Raw genomic sequence first — 15,234 nt, 5'->3', positions numbered from 1 at the left:
GACGCCATGCGAAAGGAAGTAGATACATATGAAATACGTTGAGTACTTACTCGAATTGACGGGCCATTTTCTAGAAGACGATGAAACAGAGACATCAATTTCTGCGCTTGCAGGTATTTTGAATTGCTCAGAGAGACATGTAAAAACGATTATGCAATCGCTACAAAATGATGGTGTTATTGAGTGGCAAACACAAAGGGGCAGAGGGAAGAAGCCTAGATTGACCGTCAAAGTGTCAAGAAATACTGTTCTACTCATACAAGCAAAGAAAAGAGTAGAAGTTCAACAATATCGTGAGGCATTCAAGCTAATGGAATCGCTGGGGCGTGTAGAGCAAGAGGAGTTTCGTAAATGGTTTTCTAATCATGTGGGGTTAACGCAGAAAAGGGAGAAAGATGCTTATGAAGTAGATGTATTGCGCTATCCATTCTATGAAACAAGCCTAATCATGGACCCCTTATGGACGACATCACGTCACGATGCACATATGGTTCAGCAAGTATTTGATCGACTTGTGGAATACGATGCAGTTTCGGAGCAATTAACGTCAAGTATTGCTCGCCATTGGGAATCAGAAGATGGAAAGCTTTGGACATTTTATTTACATAAAGGTATTACGTTTCATCATGGAAGAGATCTTACGAGTACAGATGTCCAATCGACGTTTTCTAGGTTAATGGATGAAAAGGATTTATTTAGAACGATAGACAAGATAATTAGTTGTAATCGGACAGTAATCCAATTTATGTTAAAGGAAGTAGACTATCTCTTTCCTCGAAGTCTAGCAAGTACAAAAGCGTCCATCGTGCCAGTTGAGATTGTGACAGCCAATCCGGAGAAGTTTAAAGTCTTTCCGATTGGCAGTGGTCCCTATAAGTTGACAGTGCATGACGAAAACCTAATTCGACTTGAAGTGAATCAATCCTATTTCTCGGAACGCCCGTGGTTGGACCAAATAGATATCATTAAAACACCAGCCCAATATAAGGCTGAAGCGGGCCATCCATTTTTATTAGCTGCGCCTGATGCAACGTGGAGGCAAGTGAAACGCGTAGAAGATGGAGCAAGCTATATCTCATTTAACTGTATAAAAAACGGCCCAATTCGCCAACAAACTATTAGGAGAGCGATTTGTTAGCGACTTCAACCAGCGGCTATACGGAACGAAGCACTGGACAAAGAAACTGTTGCAACGAGCTTTATTTGGAAGCAATCAGAGCAGTGCAAATTGAAAATGAAAGTAAGAAGCAATGATTTCACATATAAAGGACCTGCTTTGCGGATTGCTGCTCAGCAAATTCGTCCTGGTGCAAATCATTTGAGAGCTGCCAAGTATCTTCAAGGACAGCTGCATACAATAGGCATTGAATCGACAATTGACCTAGTTGAGGCATCACACTTAAGTTCAAGTGAAAATTTGGCGAAATATGACCTTTTTGTTTGCGGGATATTGTTAGGGGAAGATCGACTTTTATCTCTGCTTGCAACGTTACAATCCACACTTTATACAATTTATCCCACAGTAGATGATCGCACGAAGAAAATAATCGATAAGAAGGTTAGGGAAATTAGATTATCTCAGGAGGAATCTATTCGTTGGATAAAGTACTTTGAAATTGAAGAGATGCTGAAATCGATGCATGCAATTTTTTTCTTAAATCACCGATTCCATGCTGTCTATGAACCAGAAGATAGTCCATATGAGGGCGTACAACTAGATAGCAATGGACGTGTGGATTATCGAAAAGTGTGGAGGAGGTGGGATAATAAATATAGGATTTGACTGTAAAATTATTGTTGTAAGCTGATGCGTTTCAAACAATAATCGTATCTTGCTTCCCATTTAACAAACCAATTGACCAGGCACATCAAATGCTAGTGCTGTTTTAACTGATGGCAAGCGCGGACAATGAAATATAAGATGACTGTAAAAAGTGCCCTGTCCTTTATCGAATGCTGTGCTTGTTATTTTTAACGATTTTAGGAGGTTTTCCTATTAACGGAAGCGAATTAGATGAGTAAGGTGAAAATAAAAAGATGGAGGATATGTTCATGTTCAAAAATAATTTTTTTTGATTTGCGCAGTTTTTTTAGCATTAGTAATTGCGGGCTGTAATGACGAAGAGCCAATAAAAGAAGAAGTTATTCAACACAATTGGAGTGAAAGTCCTCTCTTTAAATCAGGAAGTTACACAATGATCGGTGAAGAAGGACGATTGGGATTTATTTACGATGATAGCGAAGTAGTTAGATTTTATCCGGACAAAGTGCAAACGTATATGTGGCACTTTTGGGGAAACGAAGATGAGTTAATTGGTGATTTTAAGGTTTTAGGAACTCACGAAAACAGTAATGAGGAAATAACAGTTGTACCAACAATAGGGATTTCTTTTCCTAGCCCAAGTAATGGTGCAGATCATCATATCCCAACAAATATGATGCTTCCTAAAAGTGGAATGTGGAAGTTAGATGCTTATATTGGAGATGAAATATTTGGGAGTATTTATTTGAAAGTTCATAAACAATAAAGCCATTAATGAACTAACGAGGCAGTTTAGTTTAGGAGTGCTGTTTAACTTTTGTTCAGCAATCAGGCGCAATTCTCAAAATTTGAATTGCGCCATTCCAACAATAGAGCAAATTGGTTTAATATGTAAAAACTTATTGCGATAAAAAAGGGGAGAAACTTTGATTAATGTTGGTAGAATTAAGAACAATTAATGAAGATAATTACGAGGAGTGCTTGAATTTACGTGCATCGGTTACTAATGATGACTTTGTAGATTCTGTAGCGTGGTCTTTAGCGGAGGCGTGGGTGTTTTACGATGCTTCTCGTCCCTTTGCGATTTATGCGGGTGATGTGATGGTGGGCTATGTTCTAATGTATATTGGAGAAAATAACCCTCAAATCATTAATTTCATGATAGATAGCGATTTTCAAGCACAAGGTTATGGTGCGGCTGCTGCTAAGCTTTGTGTTGAATACCTGTGTAAAGAGTGCAGCGCAAGTAAAATTTCTTTACCAGTTGAACGTGAAAATAGCGTAGCTCAAAGATTTTGGAGTAAGGCAGGATTTGAGATGACAGACGACATGGAGAATGGTTATCTCTTTATGCGGTTATACATACCGGAAAACTAAGCTTGAAGTTAAGTGTTATTAACAAAAGACATGACATACTTTCTTTTTGAGGTTGCACATATGCTACCGAAAGAGATGCAATGTGTACCTCAATCTGTTTTACGGAGAACCACCTTATCGGAGAATATTGGTAATGGTTCCCCGGAAACTAAAGGGTTGCTAAGAGTACGGTAACGAGGAAGTTGAATAAAGTATGCAAAAATCATGTTCATTAGAAAATGAACGATGGGGCATTGACCTACTTTTTTATCAGCTTTTATCAGCAGCTAAAACAATTTTAACCCCAATTGTTTTACAACAAAAAACCACCACCCTAAAAAGGATGATGGTTGCTCATTTGCTTTTAAAAAGCCGCCTTTGCCGTATAGGTTTCATAGAAAGTTTTAAACCACCACTCCTCAAAGTGGGTGTTCGCAAAAACATTCCTGTATGTCCCGATTGATCATTGAACCGGGCCTGCCATTCCTGTTCTTATATAAACTCCCTTTTACAGCTTAAAGGTTAAAACTTAATGTGTATACGAACAATGCAGCTCATACGTATATAATACGCAACATGCGTTTAAATATCAATGAGAAATTTTTCCTTATTCTACGAGTAGGTCTGTCGATGTTTAGTTTTTGCCCAATATAGGAAGAGTTAAAGGAGAGACATAAAAGGAGTGAGTGAAAATGGATGCAAAAGCGACAGCAAGAAAGATTTTAGATGAAAGCTTAGTCGGGACAATGGCGACCGTCAAAGGAAATAAGCCATTCAGTCGGTATATGACATTTTTCAATGAGGATTTCACTCTGTACACAGCGACATCGAAACAGACGGACAAAGTGGAGGAGTTGGAAGCGAACCCAAACACGCATATTCTCATCGGTTATAACGGAGAAGGGTATGACGATGCATTCCTTGAGATTATGGGCACTGTAAAGATTTCTGACGACGAAAGTTTGAGAGAAAAAGTGTGGAACGAGCATATGAAGCCTTGGTTTTCAGGTCCTGATGATCCTGACTTAATCATTTTGAAAGTGACGCCTGAATCGATGCGTCTCATGAATAAAAAAGGCCAACCGCCACAAGACATTCAAATTACTTAAGCTAAAAAATCCCTTGCGTAACTAAATGCAAGGGATTTTTTGGTATTCACTTATTTAATTTCCACGTTGCATAATTTAAACCTAACGCAAAGACAACCCATCCGATATAAGGAATCATCAACGTACCAGCAGTGTTGTCCACTTGATAAAATTCATAGGTCGTCAAGGCAATCGTTGCTAATAAAATTGTCATTTCTATGAGGGCAGTTCCCCGCAATCCCCATTTGAAAAACAGAAAAGACCACAAATAGTTCAACCCTAGTTGAATTTCATATGAGGGAATGCTTGTCGGTTCTTTGTAACCGATCTCCTTTTTTCGTTCAACGCGATATTTTGCCAGCCCCATCATGCCATATAAGGTTGTCCATGCAATCGGAAAGACAGCCGGTGGTGGAGAAAATGAAGGCTTTTCAAGTCTTTTATACTTCTCTTGTGCGTTCCGATTGGCGAGCCAACCCGTAATGGAGCCACCGATGATTGGCAACAATATGCCAACAGCAACCCGTTTACGATCCAAGCGGCCATTCACTTTCAAAAGTTCCATTTTACAACCTCCTCGTACTGTAGAATTCCCTTCTTTTAGATAGACAAACCAGAAGCGCTTTATTTCCGAAATAATAAAAATAGTACTGATTCCTATGTTGGTACGGTATACTAATACAAAATTCAGTGGTTCACTGGGAATGAAGTGAGTGATTAGATGAAACAACGTGAACAATGGACGTCCAAAATTGGATTCATATTAGCGGCAGCGGGAAGTGCCATCGGACTTGGCGCAATATGGAAGTTTCCGTATATGGCTGGAATGAATGGCGGAAGTGTATTTGTGTTACTATTTATTTTTTGTACATTAGCAATTGGATTGCCGATCTTACTTGCTGAATTTGTCATTGGAAGAAGAGGGCAAAGTGATGCGGTCACTTCACTATCAAAGCTTGCTCCGAAAAGTAAATGGCATTGGATTGGTTGGATGGGACTAGGTTCTTCCTTTATCCTGTTGTCTTTTTATAGTGTTGTCGGCGGTTGGATTCTTTCGTATTTAGGCAGGGCATTGTTGTTTAAGCTGGATTTGACGAATTACAGTAACCTTTTTAATACGATTATTGCCAATCCAGTTGAAGTGCTCATCGCACAAGCGGTCTTCATGATGTTGACAATTTGGATCGTCCAAAGTGGCATAAAAGGTGGGATAGAACGTGCTAGCAGCTGGATGATGCCGTTATTGTTCATATTTTTCATCGTCTTAGCGATTCGATCATTGACGCTTGAAGGGGCAATGGAAGGAGTTCGTTTTCTTTTTGTACCTGATTGGTCCTATTTAAATGGAAAGACATTACTAATGGCACTCGGTCAAGCCTTCTTTTCTTTGAGTGTAGGGGTAACTGCAATGATGACGTATGCATCTTATTTATCAAAAGAAGAACGACTTGGCCAATCTGCTTTTAATGTATCCATCCTTAACATTGTTATTTCGTTATTAGCAGGAATTGTCATTTTTCCTGCAGTGTTTGCACTCGGACAATCACCGGCAGAAGGCCCTGGACTTATTTTCGTCATATTGCCAGCAATATTCAATGAAATTCCTTTTGGGGCATTTTTTATGATTATCTTTTTTGTATTAATGCTTTTTGCCACGTTAACGTCTTCGATTTCTATGTTGGAAATTGTCGTGTCGACTGGTATTCGTAGCAAATACAACCGTAGAAAACAAGCAGCTTGGTTGTTTGGAATTCTTATTTTTATCGTCGGCATTCCAAGCGCTTTATCATTTGGTCTGTTGGCTGATATTCAATTACCAGGCGGAACGTTCTTTGATTTTGCGGATATGTTGACAAGTCGCTTCGGTTTGCCAATTGGTGCACTTCTCATTTCTATTTTTGCTGGACACGTGTTAACTTCGGCACAAACGAAAGATGAATTGCGTATGCATCCTTTCTTGCATAGCGCATGGAAGTTCATCGTGCGATTCATCGCACCTGCTGCGATTGTGATAATTTTTATCGCTGCATTCTTTTAAACGAAAGCCGCTTACAAATCAGGTAAGCGGCTTTCTTATGCATCTAGTATGTCGGTGTTTCATGGAAATGCAATGGAGAGAAATCGATGTGTTGATTAAGCTATTTACAAAGCTTAACAAAAAACTCCTTGCGTATATAAGCATATAATTATATGATGTTAATGAGGAGGGGGAGAGAACGATGGATAGGGGAGAAGTCATTGAGTTTCAACGTGCTTCACAATTGTTGAAGTTATTGGGAGATAAAACCCGGTTAACCATGATGAAATTACTTCAAACACATGATTGCTGTGTGTGTGAATTTGTAGCAATTTTTAACATGAGTCAGCCGGCAGTTAGTCAACACTTGCGTAAGTTGAGAGATATTGAATTGGTAAAGGAAGAACGAAAAGGGCAGTGGATTTTTTACTCCATTAATACAGAGCATGAAGATTATCCTTTCATTCAGAGTATCCTTGCTTATCTGCCCGAACAGGATGAATCGATAGCAGCGCTAGAAACACAAGGATTACGCATTATATGCGAGTAGGGAGGAAATAAAGTTTGTATCCAGTTATTATGGCTTCATTGATTTTTATTGTTACGTTAGTTTTTGTTATTTGGCAGCCTAAAAATCTTTCGATTGGTTGGTCTGCCTGTATAGGAGCCGTTGTTGCGCTATTGTTTGGTGTTGTCGATATTGGGGATGTCATTGATGTAACAGGGATTGTTTGGAATGCAACGCTTGCTTTTATTGCTATCATCATTATTTCATTGATTTTGGATGAAATCGGATTTTTTGAATGGTCTGCTTTACATATGGCGCGTATTGCCAAAGGGAGCGGCTTACGGATGTTTGTCTATGTCAGCATTTTGGGTGCAATTGTTGCTGCATTGTTTGCGAATGATGGTGCAGCATTAATACTGACACCAATTGTATTAGCGATGGTGCGTAACTTGAAATTTAGCGAGAAAATGATTTTTCCTTTTATTATCGCTAGTGGTTTTATTGCCGATACGACGTCTCTACCACTTGTTGTTAGTAACTTAGTCAATATCGTCTCAGCAGACTTCTTCGGTATTGGATTTGTGGAATATGCATCTCGAATGATTGTGCCTAATCTATTTTCGTTAGTTGCAAGTATTATTGTCCTCTATTTGTTTTTCAGAAAAAGTATTCCTGGAAACTATGACATGGCGCAGTTGAAACGACCGAAAGAAGCGATTAAGGATGCAAAGATGTTTCGTCTGTCTTGGTATGTCTTAGGTGTGCTACTTGTTGGCTACTTCTCAAGTGAATTTATCGGTATACCGGTATCCTTCATCGCGGGGATTGTTGCGATTTTCTTCTTACTTATGGCAAAAAGAAGCTCGGCAGTCCAGACTACACAAGTGTTGAAAGGTGCACCTTGGGCCATTGTCTTTTTCTCGATTGGAATGTATGTCGTGGTGTACGGATTAAAAAATGCAGGATTGACGACGGTTTTGGCGGATGTACTACAACTTGCAGCCGATCAAGGATTATTTAGTGCGACGATTGCGATGGGCTTCATTGCTGCATTTTTGTCATCCATTATGAATAATATGCCGACTGTTATGATTGACGCATTGGCAATTGCGGAAACAACAACGACAGGACCCATTCGGGAAGCGCTAATTTATGCCAATGTCATTGGTTCTGATCTGGGGCCAAAAATTACGCCAATTGGCTCACTTGCAACCTTGCTCTGGTTGCATGTACTAGCGCAAAAAGGCGTTAAAATTAGCTGGGGGACGTATTTCAAAGTTGGCATCATCTTGACGATTCCAACATTATTGATCACGCTCGTTGGACTGTATCTATGGCTACTCATTATCTAATGGAAAGGGTGGAATGGAATGGCGAAAAAAAGCTTGTATTTTCTATGCACAGGTAACTCATGCCGAAGCCAGATGGCAGAAGGGTGGGGGAGAAAGTATTTAGGTGACGAATGGGATGTCTATAGTGCAGGCATTGAGGCACATGGAGTGAATCCGAACGCGGTGAAAGCAATGAGTGAAGTCGGGATTGACATAACCAACCAAACATCGGATATCATTGATCCGCAAATTTTAAACAATGCTACTTTAATTATCACATTATGTGGGGATGCTGCGGACAAATGTCCATTAACACCTCCACATGTCGAACGGTTACATTGGGGATTCGATGATCCTGCAAAAGCTGAAGGAACCGATGAAGAGAAATGGGCTTTCTTTCAACGTGTAAGGGATGAGATTGGAAGTAAAATTAATAATTATTTTAATGATATGTATTAAGGCGAGTCTGCTTGTGGGTCATTGGATTTATTCAATGTTCCACAATTTTTTTTGTGTAGAAAATTCGAGAGATAAAGATGACCTGTTTTGTTTTCGATTAACAAATGAATGGTTTGGAAAAGATAGAAGTATGTTATGAGTAAAATGAATGACACCAATAGGAGGGGATGACTTGAAAGAACTTCAAAAACTGATAGCGATAAAGGCAAGTTTAAATATGCGATTTGTTGAGCGAGAAAAAGAAATTGAGGGGATGTTAATTTCTCTACTGGCTCGTCAGCATATGTTGTTGATTGGTCCGGCGGGTACAGCAAAATCTGCAATGATAGATGAGCTGATGAAAAGTATTGGAGGGGCAACATTGTTTCAATGGCAATTGACGAAATTTAGTACCCCTGAGGAATTATTTGGCCCATTATCATTAAAAGATTTGGAAATTGGTCTATATAAACGCAATACGAGCAAGAAAATGCCGGAAGCGAATGTTGCTTTTCTAGATGAATTGTTCAAGGCTAATAGTGCGGTCTTGAACAGTTTACTTACTTTGATGAACGAAAGGCTTTTCTACAATGGAGATCAACCCATGAAAGTCCCTCTATTCTCTGTCATTGGTGCATCGAATGAATACCCTGAAGAGGGAGAAGGGTTAGATGCTCTTTTTGATCGGTTTCTATTGCGCTATGAGGTGGATTACATAAAAGAGCAAACCAATTTCCTTGCAATGATGAAACAAGATGAGCAACTGAAAGAAGTACCAACGATAACACTAGAGGAGTTGCATGATTACCAAGAGCTTACGGAGAAAGTAATTATCCATAATGATATTTATGAAGCGCTTGTAAAAATACGACAAGAACTAAGCGATGAAGGCATTCGGCCGTCAGATCGTCGTTTTAAAAAATCATTACGGATTTTACAAGCAAAAGCGTTGTTGGAGCAAAGAGGCGTCGTGCATACGGATGACCTTGTCATTTTGGAAAATGTTTTATGGAAAACGCACGATCAAAAAGAGGCCACTTCTCTTATTGTTCGTAGACACGCTGAAGATGCTGTCATTCGGAAGTTGGATAGTATTCAAGCAGAAGCAGTTGAATTGTTTACAATTGTACTTCAACAACATTGTGTGGACGCAGGAGTGGAAGCATCTCAGAAATTAAAAGCGCTACTGGCAGATTTGATGAAGTTAAAAGAAACGCACCATACTCGTGAAGAAGCAATTGAACAACTTTTATCTAAAGTACAATTGATGCACGAAGAAGTACTAACGTTTTTGTTGGAACCGCTCTATTTTGATGCTTCAGCAAAGGTGAGAGAATTTAAACAAAATATGTCGTCAATGAACTACAAATTGTAAGGAGAGTCTTGCGTGAATGGACAACCTGTCAGTCGTCAACACCGATGCATTTGACCGTAGACGTTTTCAAGAGATTTTTAATATGTCTAATCGTCTTTACCAACTCGAACAAGAAACGGACTATCCATTGTTTAGAGCATTACTCGGTGATGTGTGGGCGTGTTTGTATAAAATGAAACCTGAGATTAGAAAGGGGGAAATTGATAGTCAATTACAGCTAAATTTGCACTTCATCCAGCAAATAATGGCGCATGAACAGTTTGTGTCATTTCGGCGTGTCACTAGACTGGATGATTTTGTTTCTGCAATCGGTGCAATAAAATTTGGAGAGATGATTAATCGCTGGCTTACGGAGTTAAGGGATGCAGATAAAGACTTCGATCGTATGTTTGAACCTAATAATTCACGTTGTGAGTGGGAGAGGTTGGATGATCGAGAGTTGCAAAGAATAGAAGTAGCAGTTGACCGTTCTGTCGATGAAAATAGTCATCGCTTTAACGACATGATTGCGGCAGTCATGCAAGAATCGAAGTGGCTAAAATTCCAACTGCAATCATTGTTGGGTGGCTTAAAGTCGGGTGATGGGGAAGCGTCATTGAAGAAAGTCCCTTTACGTCACCAGTTCATGATAGCGGATAAAATGTTGGAGAATAAACAGTTAAAGGAGATTGCTGAGTGGGCCGGCCGGTTCAAACAAATTGCTCGGACAAAACAACGAACTACAACGCTTGAATCTGTTGAAAAAAACGGCGTGACAATCGGCAACGCAATAGATGCGTTAGTACCGATCGAATACAGTTATTATTCACACCCGTTAACAAAAACGGATTTTTTGCGCCGGTTAGCCGAAGGACAAACGTTGCAATATGAACAACAAGGTAGGGAAGTGTTAGGGAGAGGTCCGATTGTGCTCTGCTTAGACCAATCTGACAGTATGAGTGGTCTTGACGCACCTTCGAAAGGATTCAGTTTAGCACTTTTGGCGATTGCAAAGCAGCAACGTCGTGATTTCTGTATCTTGTTATTTTCAACTACGACACGCATGTTCATCTATAAAAAGGGAAAAGTGAAGTTTCCTGAAATGGTGAAGTTGACGAAAACCTATTTAGGGGGAGGAACAAATTTTTCGTGCGTACTCGAAGAAGCGGTGACTGTCATGAAAGAAAGCCGATTTCGAGCAGCAGATCTAATTTTGGTAACGGACGGAGAGGACGAAGTGAGCGAATCCTTTTTAACTTCGTTCCGACAGGCAAAAGAGGAGAAAGGCTTCCAAGTGCTATCACTCGTTCTTGGCCAAGCTTGTGAGAGCGTGAAGAACTTTTCTGACAGGGTTGTGCAGATTACAGATTACAACGATGAAGGGGCTTTTATTGCTTTTGAGGTTTGATGTTCTATTGTTTTAGAATCCGTGTCAAAAAATGCGTCTATCCTTAACACAGAGAAGTTATTGTAAATCTGAATCTATATTTTTTGACAATCATTGAATATTGCATGCGGTTATGCTCTTACTGTGTAAAGATGAAGGGATTGTTAGAAGAAGTAAACAATATGAAAAAACAGTCCTACCAATAATATCGATGAAGAAAAGTCATCTTTTACATTAGTTTTCAGGCTTGCAACAGAAGTTTCATTCAACCTTTTCAAGTTTAGCTTTTACAAACTACTTAAAACACGCTATATGGATATAAGCTATTTTATAGCATCTGACCAGTCTTCATCATCTTTGAATCCGATGTGTCCAACTGTCACTTTTGTATGATTATTATCCAGTTCGGTAAATGTTACTTCAACAACTGTAATTGCTAAATCAAAAGCGCTGGTAAAGGCGCTTTTTTTATGTGGAAAATCAATGGGTCAATCTATTACATGCATTAAATTATAGGTATTCTGACATTGTGATAAGATATGAATGATTTATTTATTAAAGATGTCTTCTAAGTATATTCTATAAAGACCCTAATGAAAACCACATTTTAAGGTACTTATTTTAAATAGTTGAATCGTTTTTGAGGTTGTTTTTATCTAATAGGTGAGAGAAAGAAAGGAGGCAGCCTGATTGAATACGAAACTCATATCTGTGATAGGTCAAAAAGTTGATGTAGAAGCGTTTCTAACTCTTATCGGTGGAACAAAGAAATGTTGTATAAAATAGTTGAATCGTTTTTGCGGTAGATCTTATCTAATAGTTAAGAGAGGAAAGGAGGGGCGCGATTGGAAACTAAACGAATGCTTGTAGTCCGTGCAAAAAATGGAGATGAGGAAGCGCTTCAAACTCTTCTTCAACAGGAAAAAGAGAAATTGTATAAAATGGCGTATGTATATGTGCAGAACAAAGATGATGCATTAGAAGTGTTTCAAGAAACTGTTTATCAAGTAATCAAGTCAATTGCTACACTTAAAAACGATAATTATTTTTCTACATGGGTCACTCGAATTCTCATAAATACAGCGATAGTGTTTTTGAGGAAAAAGCAAGGAATAGTTCCATTAAGTCAAGATATACTCGAAAACATGGGCGAGCCCTGGCGTGTGAAAAAGGATGAACAACTAGATTTACTTGAAGCAATGGGCGAAATCGAAGAAAAGTATAAAACTGTTCTGCTGTTGCGTTTTTATGAAGATTATTCAATAGTACAAATCTCTAAGTTTCTAAATTGTCCTGAAGGGACAGTGAAGACAAATATTCGCAGAGGATTAGCTGCGTTAAAGAAAAAAATGAAAGGGGTTTATGCAGATGTCAGACAAAATTCCCATGTTTAAAAAAGAAATTGATGACATTCCAGTGCCGGTTGATAAGTTGGATACCATTATTACAAAAGCAGTTCAGAAAGGTATACAGAAAAGAAAAAAACCTAACAAGAAGAAGCTGATGCTGAGTGTGGGTGCCGCTGTTGCTACACTTGCCTTGCTAATCGGTTCAGCAACGGTATCCCCCGTGATGGCAAACATCGTTTCTCAAATTCCAGTTCTTAATTCTATATTTAGTGAGTCTGGGGATCTCGGTTTGAAGCAAGTAAGTGAGTTAGGTTTAACGCAAGTTGTTGGTGAGTCGAAGACAGTTAAGGGAAATACGATTACGATTGATGAAGTATTTTTTGACGGAACCCGTTTAACTGTTGGCTATTCGCTAACATCGGAGAAGCCTCTTGGAGAATTTTATTTAAATAATGGAATGAACGTTACCATAGATGGGAAGAAATTTTCATTTGGGGGGAACAGTGAAGAAACAGAGATAACACCGACTTTTCGAAGGGGCATTTACAATATTGAACCTTCAGATATTGTTGTTCCAGAGGAGTTTAAATTGGGATTATCCTTTGAAGGGGAGGGTGGCGAGCGCTGGAAGTTTTTCATTCCGGTTAATAAGCAGTCTGGAGCGAAGTTTGTCACTATTGATGAAACGCAGCAAGTAGGTGGTGTTGGGCTTAATATCTCGGCGCTTGAAATCAGTCCAGTTGGCCTTCGCATCACTTACAATACAGTAGCGAAAGAAAATGAATTTCTTTCTGGTGCTTATATAAAATTCAAGGCTGTTGATTCTTCCGGTAATGAACTTGCAATTAGTTCGGAAGGTGGAGGTCATTCAAATTTCATAAATGGAAATATATATACAATAGGGAACTCGCTTTTTGAACCAATTGATGAAAATGTGACAGAGTTAACGATTACTCCTTATCTTGATTTGTCATCAGGAGGAGGCGTGGAATTTGATGAGGATGGAAATGAAGTTCCAATTGATTTTGAGCTCCAAAAAGGAGAGAAAATTAAGTTCGAAAGCTTTACTGTAACACTTCCGTAAGAGAAATCACCTACATTGTCTTTAAACGATATAATCTGTCTGACACGAAAATTAAGTGTCAGACAGTTTTTTTGATGAATTAGGGAGTGAAGTTACTTGAAGTAGACGTGGGAATAAGAATTAGATAGCGTAAATAAGCTACAGACAAAATGCGGAGATTTAATAAAAAAACAGCCCCTAGGCATCCGGCCTAATAGGACTGTTTCGGAGAAGTATCGTTGTTCCGACAATACTTCCGAGGGTTTGGCACCCAATGATTCCGACTGGGCTCGAACCAGCGACCTCTACCCTGTCAAGGTAGCGCTCTCCCAGCTGAGCTACGGAATCAGGAGATAGTTGTTTACTGCACAAGTTATATTATAGCGCGTTTGAGTTTAAAGTCAACACTATTTTTAAAAGTTTTTTCTTGAAGCCTAAAAAGGTAGAATGGTGGAAGAGGGAGGTGCGTAGTATCGATATTTCAATTAACCTATCTTTTCGATACGATTATGATCGTGCGCTTGAGCGATTGGCATCCGATCCGGTGCATTCGGTGAATTTAGGGACACGAGAAGTACGAATTCCAATGGAGGAAGGAAATATTGTACGTCTTGTTGGTACGGGTACTACGGAGAGTCCATCGTTTATTTTGCAAAATGTGCAGAATGAAGACCAAGTTGAATGGGTGAAGCGTCGTTTTCATTTTCATCAGTCGCTCGATCAAATAAATACTCATTTTATGCAAACAGATTTGGAGCAATTATTTATCGAGCATGCGGGTACACCACTCGTTCGAAACTTTTCTTTGTATGGTACACTTATGCAAAACATCATCCACCAACAATTAAATCTAGCTTTTTCCCACACATTGACGATGCGATTCGTTCAAGCGTTTGGCTCAGAGCAAGAGGGCGTTTGGCGGTATCCCAAACCTGAAGTTGTCGCTCGTCTGCAAGTTGATGATTTGAGAACCCTGCAATTTAGTGCACGTAAAGCAGAATATGTCATCGGTTTGTCGCAAGCAATTGCCGATGGACGACTAGATCTGAATAAGTTTGAGACGATGGAAGATGAAGAGGTCATACGTGAGTTGGTTGCCTATCGAGGTGTTGGTGCGTGGACAGCTCAAAATTTTCTCTTGTTCGGGTTAGGTAGACCGAATTTGTTCCCGATTGCAGATGTCGGTTTGCAGAATGCTTTGAAGAAAGTGTGGAATCTTACGCGTAAACCGACTGCGGATGAAATTGCAGAGCATTTTCCGAGGTGGTCTCCGTATTTAAGTTACGCTGCGCTGTATTTATGGAGAAGTATCGAATAAAAAAGCTTCCCATTTTCAAGTGGAAAGCTTTCTGGCATGTATTTATTGTGTAGGGTCTTCGTTTGTTTGTTGATCCATTTCACCAAAGTAGAGGAAAGTTTCATCATTTAGGTCTGAGATGCGCTCCTTGTTGAGTCCTAATGAAAGATTTCCTTCAAAAATTGTTTCCCACCAAGTTTCTGTTGTTGTCATGTTCATTTCCTCCATTCGTTTTTCGTTGTCATTGTTGGTATGTGCTATTTCTTTACCCGAGAAAGTGAGTA

17 protein-coding genes and 1 tRNA gene are annotated in these 15,234 nt (G+C 39.3%); 15 read left to right on the top strand and 3 right to left on the bottom strand.

Annotation, left to right across the window (positions count from 1 at the left end; genetic code table 11):
- The first annotated feature begins 28 nt into the window (after positions 1 to 28).
- From QT711_RS02240 to QT711_RS02215, 6 genes are all read left to right on the top strand, one after another.
- Positions 29 to 1,138 carry an ABC transporter substrate-binding protein gene (locus tag QT711_RS02240; RefSeq protein WP_317941853.1) on the top strand — a complete coding sequence of 370 codons (1,110 nt, stop codon included), beginning with the start codon at positions 29 to 31 and terminating at the stop codon, positions 1,136 to 1,138.
- 96 nt (positions 1,139 to 1,234) lie between these two features.
- Complete coding sequence (locus QT711_RS02235; RefSeq protein ID WP_317941852.1) at positions 1,235 to 1,783, top strand: periplasmic substrate-binding domain-containing protein; 549 nt, start codon at positions 1,235 to 1,237, stop codon at positions 1,781 to 1,783.
- Between the two features lie 412 nt (positions 1,784 to 2,195).
- Positions 2,196 to 2,528, top strand: coding sequence for a hypothetical protein (locus QT711_RS02230; protein ID WP_317941851.1), 333 nt, complete (start codon positions 2,196 to 2,198; stop codon positions 2,526 to 2,528).
- A gap of 167 nt (positions 2,529 to 2,695) precedes the next feature.
- Positions 2,696 to 3,139 carry a GNAT family N-acetyltransferase gene (locus QT711_RS02225; protein ID WP_317941850.1) on the top strand — a complete coding sequence of 148 codons (444 nt, stop codon included), beginning with the start codon at positions 2,696 to 2,698 and terminating at the stop codon, positions 3,137 to 3,139.
- A 193-nt stretch (positions 3,140 to 3,332) separates the two neighbouring features.
- Positions 3,333 to 3,581: a hypothetical protein gene (locus tag QT711_RS19640; RefSeq protein WP_450097595.1), complete on the top strand. Its 249-nt coding sequence runs from the start codon at positions 3,333 to 3,335 to the stop codon at positions 3,579 to 3,581.
- Between the two features lie 229 nt (positions 3,582 to 3,810).
- Positions 3,811 to 4,227, top strand: coding sequence for a pyridoxamine 5'-phosphate oxidase family protein (locus QT711_RS02215; protein WP_317941849.1), 417 nt, complete (start codon positions 3,811 to 3,813; stop codon positions 4,225 to 4,227).
- A 46-nt stretch (positions 4,228 to 4,273) separates the two neighbouring features.
- On the opposite strand, the gene QT711_RS02210 is transcribed toward QT711_RS02215, so the two are convergent.
- Complete coding sequence (locus tag QT711_RS02210) at positions 4,274 to 4,771, bottom strand: TspO/MBR family protein (protein ID WP_317941848.1); 498 nt, start codon at positions 4,769 to 4,771, stop codon at positions 4,274 to 4,276.
- Between the two features lie 156 nt (positions 4,772 to 4,927).
- On the opposite strand from QT711_RS02210, the gene QT711_RS02205 reads away from it, so the two are divergent.
- The 8 genes from QT711_RS02205 to QT711_RS02170 all read left to right on the top strand — a co-directional run bounded on the left by QT711_RS02205 (position 4,928) and on the right by QT711_RS02170 (position 13,674).
- The gene (locus QT711_RS02205) at positions 4,928 to 6,244 is read left to right on the top strand and encodes a sodium-dependent transporter (protein WP_317941847.1); all 1,317 of its coding nucleotides are present in this window, start codon (positions 4,928 to 4,930) and stop codon (positions 6,242 to 6,244) included.
- Positions 6,245 to 6,425: 181 nt separating this feature from the next.
- Positions 6,426 to 6,773: an ArsR/SmtB family transcription factor gene (locus tag QT711_RS02200; RefSeq protein WP_317941846.1), complete on the top strand. Its 348-nt coding sequence runs from the start codon at positions 6,426 to 6,428 to the stop codon at positions 6,771 to 6,773.
- Between the two features lie 29 nt (positions 6,774 to 6,802).
- Positions 6,803 to 8,083 carry an arsenic transporter gene (locus QT711_RS02195; RefSeq protein ID WP_371390052.1) on the top strand — a complete coding sequence of 427 codons (1,281 nt, stop codon included), beginning with the start codon at positions 6,803 to 6,805 and terminating at the stop codon, positions 8,081 to 8,083.
- 18 nt (positions 8,084 to 8,101) lie between these two features.
- Positions 8,102 to 8,521: an arsenate reductase (thioredoxin) gene (arsC, locus tag QT711_RS02190; RefSeq protein ID WP_317941844.1), complete on the top strand. Its 420-nt coding sequence runs from the start codon at positions 8,102 to 8,104 to the stop codon at positions 8,519 to 8,521.
- A gap of 172 nt (positions 8,522 to 8,693) precedes the next feature.
- Entirely contained in the window at positions 8,694 to 9,875 is a 1,182-nt protein-coding gene (locus QT711_RS02185; RefSeq protein ID WP_317941843.1) for an AAA family ATPase, read from the top strand.
- A gap of 16 nt (positions 9,876 to 9,891) precedes the next feature.
- Positions 9,892 to 11,262, top strand: a complete 1,371-nt coding sequence (locus tag QT711_RS02180) for a vWA domain-containing protein (RefSeq protein WP_317941842.1) — start codon at positions 9,892 to 9,894, stop codon at positions 11,260 to 11,262.
- 824 nt (positions 11,263 to 12,086) lie between these two features.
- Positions 12,087 to 12,635, top strand: a complete 549-nt coding sequence (locus tag QT711_RS02175) for a sigma-70 family RNA polymerase sigma factor (RefSeq protein WP_317941841.1) — start codon at positions 12,087 to 12,089, stop codon at positions 12,633 to 12,635.
- Positions 12,610 to 13,674 carry a DUF4179 domain-containing protein gene (locus QT711_RS02170; protein WP_317941840.1) on the top strand — a complete coding sequence of 355 codons (1,065 nt, stop codon included), beginning with the start codon at positions 12,610 to 12,612 and terminating at the stop codon, positions 13,672 to 13,674. Before QT711_RS02175 ends, QT711_RS02170 begins: the two co-directional genes overlap by 26 nt.
- Positions 13,675 to 13,928: 254 nt before the next feature.
- Here QT711_RS02170 and QT711_RS02165 read toward each other — a convergent pair.
- A tRNA-Val gene (locus QT711_RS02165) sits at positions 13,929 to 14,001 on the bottom strand.
- Positions 14,002 to 14,116: 115 nt separating this feature from the next.
- On the opposite strand from QT711_RS02165, the gene QT711_RS02160 reads away from it, so the two are divergent.
- Positions 14,117 to 14,971 carry a DNA-3-methyladenine glycosylase family protein gene (locus QT711_RS02160; protein WP_398295424.1) on the top strand — a complete coding sequence of 285 codons (855 nt, stop codon included), beginning with the start codon at positions 14,117 to 14,119 and terminating at the stop codon, positions 14,969 to 14,971.
- Positions 14,972 to 15,013: 42 nt separating this feature from the next.
- Here QT711_RS02160 and QT711_RS02155 read toward each other — a convergent pair whose 3' ends face one another.
- Positions 15,014 to 15,163 (bottom strand): hypothetical protein, encoded by a 150-nt coding sequence (locus tag QT711_RS02155; RefSeq protein WP_317941839.1) that lies wholly within the window; start codon positions 15,161 to 15,163, stop codon positions 15,014 to 15,016.
- Positions 15,164 to 15,234 lie beyond the last annotated feature (71 nt).

This window comes from Sporosarcina saromensis (genome assembly GCF_033253735.1).
GTDB lineage: Bacteria > Bacillota > Bacilli > Bacillales_A > Planococcaceae > Sporosarcina > Sporosarcina saromensis.
The sequence above is the reverse complement of the archived record's forward strand: the minus strand, read 5'-3'. Positions and strand labels throughout refer to the sequence as shown.

Excerpts from the sequence above, each read along its gene's own strand:
- QT711_RS19640 (WP_450097595.1), top strand. The coding sequence starts at position 3,333 with ATGCAAAAATCATGTTCATTAGAAAATGAACGATGGGGCATTGACCTA.
- QT711_RS02195 (WP_371390052.1), top strand. The coding sequence starts at position 6,803 with ATGGCTTCATTGATTTTTATTGTTACGTTAGTTTTTGTTATTTGGCAG.
- QT711_RS02205 (WP_317941847.1), top strand. The coding sequence starts at position 4,928 with ATGAAACAACGTGAACAATGGACGTCCAAAATTGGATTCATATTAGCG.
- QT711_RS02155 (WP_317941839.1), bottom strand. The coding sequence starts at position 15,163 with ATGACAACAACAGAAACTTGGTGGGAAACAATTTTTGAAGGAAATCTT.
- QT711_RS02240 (WP_317941853.1), top strand. The coding sequence starts at position 29 with ATGAAATACGTTGAGTACTTACTCGAATTGACGGGCCATTTTCTAGAA.
- QT711_RS02215 (WP_317941849.1), top strand. The coding sequence starts at position 3,811 with ATGGATGCAAAAGCGACAGCAAGAAAGATTTTAGATGAAAGCTTAGTC.
- QT711_RS02235 (WP_317941852.1), top strand. The coding sequence starts at position 1,235 with ATGAAAGTAAGAAGCAATGATTTCACATATAAAGGACCTGCTTTGCGG.
- QT711_RS02230 (WP_317941851.1), top strand. The coding sequence starts at position 2,196 with ATGATCGGTGAAGAAGGACGATTGGGATTTATTTACGATGATAGCGAA.
- QT711_RS02210 (WP_317941848.1), bottom strand. The coding sequence starts at position 4,771 with ATGGAACTTTTGAAAGTGAATGGCCGCTTGGATCGTAAACGGGTTGCT.
- QT711_RS02180 (WP_317941842.1), top strand. The coding sequence starts at position 9,892 with ATGGACAACCTGTCAGTCGTCAACACCGATGCATTTGACCGTAGACGT.
- QT711_RS02225 (WP_317941850.1), top strand. The coding sequence starts at position 2,696 with ATGTTGGTAGAATTAAGAACAATTAATGAAGATAATTACGAGGAGTGC.
- arsC (WP_317941844.1), top strand. The coding sequence starts at position 8,102 with ATGGCGAAAAAAAGCTTGTATTTTCTATGCACAGGTAACTCATGCCGA.
- QT711_RS02200 (WP_317941846.1), top strand. The coding sequence starts at position 6,426 with ATGGATAGGGGAGAAGTCATTGAGTTTCAACGTGCTTCACAATTGTTG.
- QT711_RS02170 (WP_317941840.1), top strand. The coding sequence starts at position 12,610 with ATGTCAGACAAAATTCCCATGTTTAAAAAAGAAATTGATGACATTCCA.